Source organism: Streptococcus pseudopneumoniae (genome assembly GCF_001074975.1).
Classification (GTDB): domain Bacteria; phylum Bacillota; class Bacilli; order Lactobacillales; family Streptococcaceae; genus Streptococcus; species Streptococcus pseudopneumoniae_D.
The window spans coordinates 1-8,586 of the sequence record NZ_JUUO01000066.1; the positions used below are offsets into that span (position 1 = coordinate 1).

General features: G+C 40.3%; 6 protein-coding genes and 2 pseudogenes. 5 read left to right on the forward strand and 3 right to left on the reverse strand.

Annotation, left to right across the window (positions count from 1 at the left end; genetic code table 11):
- Window positions 1-80: 80 nt before the first annotated feature.
- The 3 genes and pseudogenes from ADI86_RS03085 to ADI86_RS03090 all read right to left on the reverse strand — a co-directional run.
- Window positions 81-2,195, reverse strand: a pseudogene (locus tag ADI86_RS03085) (G5 domain-containing protein); the annotation flags it as partial.
- 462 nt (window positions 2,196-2,657) lie between these two features.
- Window positions 2,658-2,771 (reverse strand): annotated as a pseudogene (locus ADI86_RS12545) (YSIRK-type signal peptide-containing protein); the annotation flags it as partial.
- A 281-nt stretch (window positions 2,772-3,052) separates the two neighbouring features.
- Entirely contained in the window at window positions 3,053-3,769 is a 717-nt protein-coding gene (locus ADI86_RS03090) for a GntR family transcriptional regulator (RefSeq protein WP_049531746.1), read from the reverse strand.
- 319 nt (window positions 3,770-4,088) lie between these two features.
- Between ADI86_RS03090 and ADI86_RS03095 the strand changes: the two genes are divergently transcribed.
- From ADI86_RS03095 to ADI86_RS03115, 5 genes are read left to right on the forward strand one after another with little or no spacing between them, the layout of a single operon-like run.
- Entirely contained in the window at window positions 4,089-5,876 is a 1,788-nt protein-coding gene (locus ADI86_RS03095) for a glycoside hydrolase family 35 protein (RefSeq protein ID WP_049531747.1), read from the forward strand.
- Window positions 5,873-6,349, forward strand: a complete 477-nt coding sequence (locus ADI86_RS03100; protein ID WP_000156972.1) for a PTS sugar transporter subunit IIB — start codon at window positions 5,873-5,875, stop codon at window positions 6,347-6,349. Before ADI86_RS03095 ends, ADI86_RS03100 begins: the two co-directional genes overlap by 4 nt.
- Window positions 6,350-6,375: 26 nt before the next feature.
- The gene (locus ADI86_RS03105) at window positions 6,376-7,281 is read left to right on the forward strand and encodes a PTS mannose/fructose/sorbose/N-acetylgalactosamine transporter subunit IIC (RefSeq protein WP_023944066.1); all 906 of its coding nucleotides are present in this window, start codon (window positions 6,376-6,378) and stop codon (window positions 7,279-7,281) included.
- Window positions 7,268-8,089, forward strand: coding sequence for a PTS system mannose/fructose/sorbose family transporter subunit IID (locus ADI86_RS03110; protein WP_049531748.1), 822 nt, complete (start codon window positions 7,268-7,270; stop codon window positions 8,087-8,089). The genes ADI86_RS03105 and ADI86_RS03110 overlap by 14 nt, the downstream gene beginning before the upstream one ends.
- A gap of 3 nt (window positions 8,090-8,092) precedes the next feature.
- Window positions 8,093-8,497, forward strand: a complete 405-nt coding sequence (locus ADI86_RS03115) for a PTS sugar transporter subunit IIA (protein ID WP_080983159.1) — start codon at window positions 8,093-8,095, stop codon at window positions 8,495-8,497.
- The last annotated feature ends 89 nt before the right edge of the window (window positions 8,498-8,586 follow it).

Here is an 8,586-nt window from a genome sequence, read left to right on the forward strand (position 1 = left end):
TACAACAAAATAGGCTCCATAATATCCATAGGGGATTTACCCACTACAAATATTATAGAGCCATTTTTTATCGAAAAGACTTAGTCTTCTTTTCTTTTAGTTAGTCCATAGGCTGCTAGTGTAGCCATGAGTCCTGCGACTACTAGTCCTGCAGAATCGTGACTTCCTGTTTCAGGAAGTTTTTTCTCTGTTGCCACAGGAGCTGGACCTTGAGGAAGAGCTTTGTTTTCCTCAGCAGGAACAGTTATTGGAGCCGATTCACCTGGAATCTCTAGTACTGATTTTTCTTCTGCCGCAGGAGTTGGTACACTTGAGCTTTCTTGTGCTGGTTTTTCTTCTTTGACAGCCGCTTGTCCATGTTCATCGCCTACATGTGCTACCAGAGTTCCGACCTCGACTATTTGTGTAACAGCTTCCTGTGCCACGACACTGGTAACCAATGTTCTAACTTCAGTTCCGTCTGCAGCCGTAGTTACAGAATAGAAATGACTTATACGACCGTTTACACCTTCTGTTACGACACGGGATTGTCCTTTAGGCAATTGATCAGTTTCACGAGTGATGGTTGTGAATGGAATTACTTCCTCTTAGACATCTAGTCTAGATTTTGCCTCAGTAGTTAGTGCAAGACCACTTTCATCACCCTTGTGAGTTACAGGAGCACCGACTTCAACCACTTGGTTTACAGCTTCTTTGGTTACTTTGCTATCAAGGACTGTTTCTGTTGTTTTTCCATTTTCAGTGAGTACAGAGATGTAATGAGTTCGTTCACCTTTGACTCCTGCTGTGATAATATTTTCCTGACCAGCTGGGAGGTTAGGATTTTCTTTCTTGATAACTTCAAATGGAATTTCTTCAGTTCTTGTGATGAGTTCTGGTCTGGTTTCAACATTGGCAGCCACTTCATTTTCATCTAGGCTTCCTGAGTGAGTTGCAGCTGGTTTGAGACCTAGGCGAGCGGCTTTTAGGTTGGCTACAAGTGTGTCAAGCTCAGCTTGTTTATTACGGTTGAGGTTGTAATTTAGAGCTGTTTTAGCTACGTCAAGTGCCTTAAGACTTTCTTTACTATATCCTTCTAAGTTTTCAGGAATTTTAGCTAATTCTTCGCGGAGAGCATTATAATTAGCACGGAAGTAGTCTTTGTTGTGATCTGCAAAGGCAGTCATGAGTTCAAAGATTTCTTCTTCCTTGTACTCAGCGCTTGGTCTATCTGCCCAGATTGAAAGCATACTACCAACTGTTGGAAGGTCTACTTCAGGATATTTTGTAGATGCTAGTTGATTGAATGGTGTTTTTCCAGTATTCTCAATAGCTTTCTTGAGGAAACCACCACCATCTTCTGGTTTTTGACCGAGAATGTAGTACCAGTCACCGTTGGTATTCAAGAACTTATAACCCTTGCTTGCTAGGTATTGAGGTGAAGCAAGGTTATAACCCCACCAGCCTTTAGACCAGTAAGAGATGATGACATCTTTGTCAAACTGAACATCGTCCTTGTCCTCATAGTAGAAGCCATCGTTGAAGGCCATTGGTTGAAGACCTTTTTCTTTAGCCATGGCAGCTAGGCTGTTAGAATAATCTGCGAACTTGTTATAGAGGCCATACCATTTAAGGTAGTACCAACCTTGGGCGTTTGTCGCATCATTGGCATATTCATCTGTACCATAGTTGAAAATTTTTGATTTATCAGCAAAGTAATCCATATACTTGCCGATAAGGGCTTTGGTAAATCCAACTGCTTCTTGATTTTCAAGGTCCATGGTTGTTTTTGAAACCTTATCAAAGTTGGCTTGAGGATTCTTGATGCCAAGTTTTTCCATGGCAACCAGCATGGCATCCATATGTCCAGGACTATTGATAGTTGGAATCACTCCGATTCCCTTATCTTTGGCATAATTAATCAAATCTGTCATCTGACTTTCAGTGAGATGGTTACCATTTGGATCATTGTAATAAGCATTTGTTCCATGTTCAATAGCGCGTTTGACATCATCACTAGAGTAGGTTTTATCGCCCACTTTCATAGACATATCATCCAGCATGAAACGGAGACCATCGTTACCCACTAAGAGATGGAGGTCTGTATAACCATATTCTTTCGCCTTATCGATAATTTCTTTGAGCTGCTCAGGTGAGAAATATTTACGTCCAGCGTCAATTGAAACGATTTTTCGTTTAGCTAATTTTTCATTTTGAGTTGCAGCGCGTTCCTTTCCTGCCTCTGTTGCTGGTTTATCAGCTTCTGCTTTCGTTTCATCTTTTTTCGCTGGTTTATCCTTGTCAGATTCTGACTTATCAGTCTTGTCTGTATCCGACTCTTTAGAATTAGCCTCTTTCTGCTCTTCCTTTTTAGGACTAAGATCCTCTGACTTTTTATTAGAAATTTCTTTTTCAGCAGAAGTTGCTACTTCTTCTTTCTCACTAGGAGTTGAACTCACTTCCTCTTGCGCTTGCGGTTTTTCCTCTGTTTTTGACAGACTAGCTAGCTTATCAGTAGATGAAGTTTCTGCTTCTACAGTTTTTGGAGCTTCTGGTTGAATCTCTGCTTTAGGTTTTTCCTCAGTAGTCAGATTTTCAGCTGCTTGAGGGGAATCGGAAACTGTATGGATGGTCGGTTGGTTTTCCGTAGTAGTGGGAGTAACTCCATCGGCTGCAACAGCTTGTGCTTGGAAAGCAAATCCTATTAGAACAGAAGCTGCTCCTACCGCGTATTTACGAATGGAAAAACGCTGTTTTTTTTCATGTTTCATTGCAAAACCTCCTGATTGCATTTTAATATTGATAACGTTTACACAATTCAACAATTTTATTTTATTTGTTACGTTAACAGGAGTCAAGTAGGATTACTTTAAAACTATAATAAGTATAAAAACTAATAAAAATTAAGCATACAATTCTATTTATTAACATATCTATAGGTAGTGTAATTCGATCTTATTTCTATAAAATATTCTACAAAATATAGAAGGTCATACAAAAAAAGTAAGCGTTTTCTTTTTATTGTGGTATAATATGTATAGAAAAAAGCCCAAGCAAGGCTCAGGCTTTCTTCTTAGTGATCACGGTCACATGAAATGAATTTGATTTTGTAATAATCCGCTCGTTTATAAGTTTCGCTGTAAGCGAGAACTTGACCAGTAGACTCTAGCTTAGTAGTCTTGGTTTGTAAAACGGTTGGGAATTGCTCATCGACTCCGAGGACCGAAGCCGCATGTTCTGGAGTTGGAAATGCTATTTCATTGATTTCTTCAAAATGTTCATCATTCATGTGAATGTGGTAATCTGATTTGAAACGGTTATAGATAGAACTATAATATTCAAGATTTGGATAATTTGCGTTGATGTATTGTTCTGGGATATATGATGTGTGGTAGATGTATGCGACACCATTTGTTTCGCGGACACGTTCAATCTTGTAGTAGAACTGATTACCGCGTAGTCCAAGTTTTTCTAAGTAGCTTAGTTTGTTTCCACGCTCAATAGAAAGGACGGTCACTTTATCATCTTTAGTTTCAAACACTTCTACGTCTGAAAATTCTACGAGTTTGTGTTTACGTGCGCGTGAAACGAATGTACCCTTTCCTTGTTGGCGAACGATGTAACCATCTTTAGCAAGGTCGTTTAAAGCACGAACAACTGTGATGGAACTTACATCATACATAGCGATCAATTCAGCTTCAGTGTAAAATTTATCTCCACTTGCAAATTGCCCAGAGATGATTTTGTTCTTTAATTCATCTTTGATATATTGATATTTTGGAATTGCCATAATTTCACCTCGATTTTACTTCTCCGTTAAAGATTCTACCATAAAAACGGGAAGAATAGTAGTCTTTTGAATAAAAAAATTAGAATAATAGGCTATAAGGTTAAATTACATATAAAAAAGGAGATTTTATACATTTTTATACATGCTGACTGCTTGGAGCTCTATGTCTGTAAAATCTATATCTTTATAAGTTTTTTGTGTAAAAGTTGGTAAAAAATGAAAAAAATTGTGAAAACCTATTGACAAATGTGGTATATTGAGTTATATTCAATATATCAACAAATGAAAGCGTAAACTTTAATTGTCAGAAGGTAAGAATATGACACGATTTGAGATACGAGATGATTTTTATCTCGATGGAAAATCATTTAAGATTTTATCTGGCGCCATTCATTATTTTAGGATTCCGTCAGAAGATTGGTATCATTCGCTCTACAATTTGAAAGCCCTTGGCTTTAATACGGTAGAGACTTACGTTGCTTGGAATCTACACGAACCCAGTGAGGGTGAGTTTAACTTTGAAGGAGCTCTGGATTTGGAGAAATTTCTCCAAACAGCACAAGATTTAGGCCTCTATGCTATTGTACGTCCGTCACCATTTATCTGTGCGGAGTGGGAATTTGGTGGTTTACCAGCTTGGCTCTTAACCAAAGATATGAGGATTCGTTCCTCAGATCCAGCCTATATTGAGGCTGTTGGTCGCTACTATGATCAGCTCTTGGCACGGTTGGTCCCACATTTATTGGACAATGGTGGCAATATTCTCATGATGCAGGTTGAAAATGAGTATGGTTCTTACGGAGAAGATAAGGCTTACCTGAGAGCGATTCGACAGTTGATGGAAGAGCGTGGCATAACCTGTCCACTCTTTACATCAGATGGTCCATGGAGAGCAACTCTGAAAGCTGGAACCCTAATCGAAGATGATCTCTTTGTAACAGGGAACTTTGGTTCTAAGGCACCTTACAACTTCTCACAGATGCAGGAATTCTTTGATGAGCATGGCAAGAAATGGCCACTTATGTGTATGGAGTTCTGGGATGGCTGGTTCAATCGTTGGAAAGAACCGATTATCACACGGGATCCAAAAGAGTTGGCAGAAGCTGTTCGTGAGGTATTGGAGCAAGGCTCTATCAATCTTTACATGTTCCACGGTGGTACAAACTTTGGCTTCATGAATGGTTGTTCGGCTCGAGGGACTTTGGACCTGCCACAAGTTACATCTTATGATTACGATGCCCTTCTAGATGAAGAAGGAAATCCAACTGCTAAATATCTAGCAGTCAAGAAGATGATGGCGACACATTTCCCAGAGTATCCGCAGTTAGAACCATTATACAAAGAGAGTATGGAGTTGGATGCTATTCCACTAGTTGAAAAAGTTTCCTTGTTTGAAACTTTGGATAGCTTGTCAAGTCCAGTAGAAAGCCTCTATCCTAAAAAGATGGAGGAGTTGGGACAAAGCTATGGCTATCTACTCTATCGAACAGAAACAAACTGGGATGCAGAAGAAGAAAGACTTCGTATCATTGACGGTCGAGATAGAGCTCAGCTTTATGTCGATGGTCAGTGGGTCGAAACCCAATATCAGACAGAAATTGGGGAAGATATTTTTTATCAAGGTAAAAAGAAAGCGCTATCTAGGTTAGATATCTTGGTAGAAAATATGGGACGTGTCAACTATGGACACAAGTTCTTAGCGGATACGCAACGTAAGGGAATTCGGACAGGGGTTTGTAAGGATTTGCACTTCTTACTAAACTGGAAACACTATCCACTCCCACTAGACAATCCTGAGAAAATTGATTTTTCAAAAGGATGGACAGAAGGACAACCAGCCTTTTATGCTTATGATTTTACAATCGAAGCGCCAAAAGATACTTACTTAGACTTGTCTGAGTTTGGTAAGGGAGTTGCCTTTGTCAATGGGCAGAATCTAGGACGTTTTTGGAACGTCGGCCCGACCCTCTCGCTTTATATCCCTCATAGCTACCTCAAGGAAGGTGCAAACCGCATTATTATCTTTGAGACAGAGGGTGAATATAAAGAAGAGATTCATTTAACTCGAAAACCTACACTAAAACATATAAAGGGGGAAAACTTATGACAATTGTAGGATGCCGTATCGATGGACGTTTGATCCACGGACAAGTAGCCAATCTTTGGGCTGGAAAACTAAATGTTTCACGTATTATGGTTGTGGATGACGAAGTTGTCAACAATGACGTTGAAAAGAGTGGTTTGAAACTTGCGACACCACCAGGTGTAAAATTGAGTATTTTGCCAATTGAAAAAGCGGCAGCCAATATTCTTGCTGGTAAATACGATAGCCAACGTCTCTTTATCGTGGCTCGTAAACCAGACCGTTTCCTTGGTTTGGTAGAAGCAGGTGTACCACTTGAAACCCTTAATGTTGGGAATATGTCTCAGACACCAGAAACTCGACCCATCACACGTTCTATCAACGTAGTAGACAAGGATGTGGAAGACTTCCACAAATTGGCAGAAAAAGGTGTTAAACTTACTGCTCAAATGGTTCCAAATGATCCAATTTCAGACTTTTTGAGCTTATTAAAATAGGAAAAAATTTTTAGGAGGTCATTGTTATGATACAATGGTGGCAAATTTTACTTCTCACTTTGTACTCAGCTTATCAAATCTGTGATGAGTTGACGATCGTTTCATCTGCAGGTTCCCCTGTATTTGCTGGTTTCATTACTGGTTTAATTATGGGAGATGTGACTACTGGTCTGCTTATCGGTGGTAACTTGCAACTGTTCGTTCTTGGGGTTGGTACCTTCGGTGGTGCTTCTCGTATCGACGCAACTTCTGGTGCGGTTCTTGCGACAGCCTTCTCTGTTTCACAAGGAATTGATACAGCACTTGCGATCACAACAATCGCTGTGCCAGTAGCAGCTCTCTTGACTTACTTCGACGTTCTTGGTCGTATGACTACTACCTTCTTTGCTCACCGTGTGGATGCGGCAATCGAACGCTTTGATTACAAAGGTATTGAACGTAACTACCTACTTGGTGCGATTCCTTGGGCTTTATCTCGTGCCCTTCCAGTCTTCTTCGCGCTTGCATTTGGTGGTGAATTTGTACAACACGTAGTAGACTTCGTTACAAAATACCAGTGGGTTGCAGATGGTTTGACACTTGCAGGACGTATGCTTCCAGGTCTTGGATTTGCAATCTTGCTTCGTTACCTTCCAGTTAAACGTAACCTTCACTACCTTGCAATGGGATTTGGTTTGACAGCTATGTTGACTGTTCTTTACTCATATGTAACAGGTCTTGGTGGCGCTGTTGCTGGTATCGTAGGTACTCTACCGAAAGATGTTGCTGAAAAAATTGGTTTCGTGAACAACTTCAAAGGTTTGTCTATGATTGGTATCTCTATCGTAGGTATCTTCCTTGCAGTGCTTCACTTCAAAAATAGCCAAAAAGTAGCTGTAGCAGAACCTTCTACACCATCAGAAAGTGGGGAAATCGAAGATGACGAATTCTAATTACAAACTTACAAAAGAAGATTTTAATCAAATCAACAAACGTAGCTTGTTTACTTTCCAATTGGGTTGGAACTACGAACGTATGCAAGCTTCTGGTTACCTTTACATGATCTTGCCTCAATTGCGTAAAATGTATGGGGATGGAACTCCTGAATTGAAAGAAATGATGAAAGTTCATACTCAATTCTTCAATACTTCACCATTCTTCCACACCATTATCGCTGGTTTTGACCTTGCCATGGAAGAAAAAGATGGTGTGGGTTCAAAAGACGCCGTTAATGGTATCAAGACAGGTTTGATGGGACCATTCGCTCCTCTTGGAGATACAATCTTTGGTTCGCTTGTACCTGCTATCATGGGGTCAGTCGCAGCAACTATGGCTATCGCTGGCCAACCTTGGGGTATCTTCCTTTGGATCGCAGTTGCAGTAGCTTATGACATCTTCCGTTGGAAACAGTTGGAATTTGCCTACAAAGAAGGGGTTAACCTTATCAACAACATGCAAAGTACCTTGACAGCTTTGATTGACGCTGCATCTGTACTTGGTGTCTTCATGATGGGTGCTCTTGTAGCAACAATGATCAACTTTGAAATTTCTTACAAGTTGCCAATCGGTGAAAAGATGATTGATTTCCAAGACATCTTGAACCAAATCTTCCCACGTTTGCTTCCAGCAATCTTTACTGCCTTTATCTTCTGGTTGCTTGGTAAGAAAGGTATGACTTCTACTAAAGCTATCGGTATCATTATCGCTCTTGCAGTAGGTCTTTCATTCATCGGTAAATTCTTGCTTGGAATGGGCGCATAATTTATGGCTAAATCATTAATTTTGGTGAGTCATGGTCGTTTCTGTGAAGAACTTAAAGGTAGCACGGAAATGATTATGGGCCCACAAGACAATATTTGTACAGTAGCTCTTCTTCCAGAAGATGGCCCAGAAGAATTTACTGCAAAATTTGAAGCTGCTATTGAAGGATTGGATGATTTCCTAGTCTTTGCGGATCTTCTTGGCGGTACACCATGTAACGTGGTAAGCCGTTTGATTATGGAAGGCCGTGACATCGACCTTTACGCAGGAATGAATCTTCCAATGGTGATTGAATTTATCAATGCGAGCCTTACAGGCGCAGATGCGGACTACAAGAGTCGTGCTGCAGAAAGCATTGTGAAAGTTAATGACCTGTTAGCAGGCTTCGATGATGACGAAGACGAATAATACTCTTCGAAAATCAAATTCAAACTACGTCAACGTCGCCTTGCCGTACTCAAGTACAGCCTGCGGCTAGTTTCCTAGTTTGCTCTTTG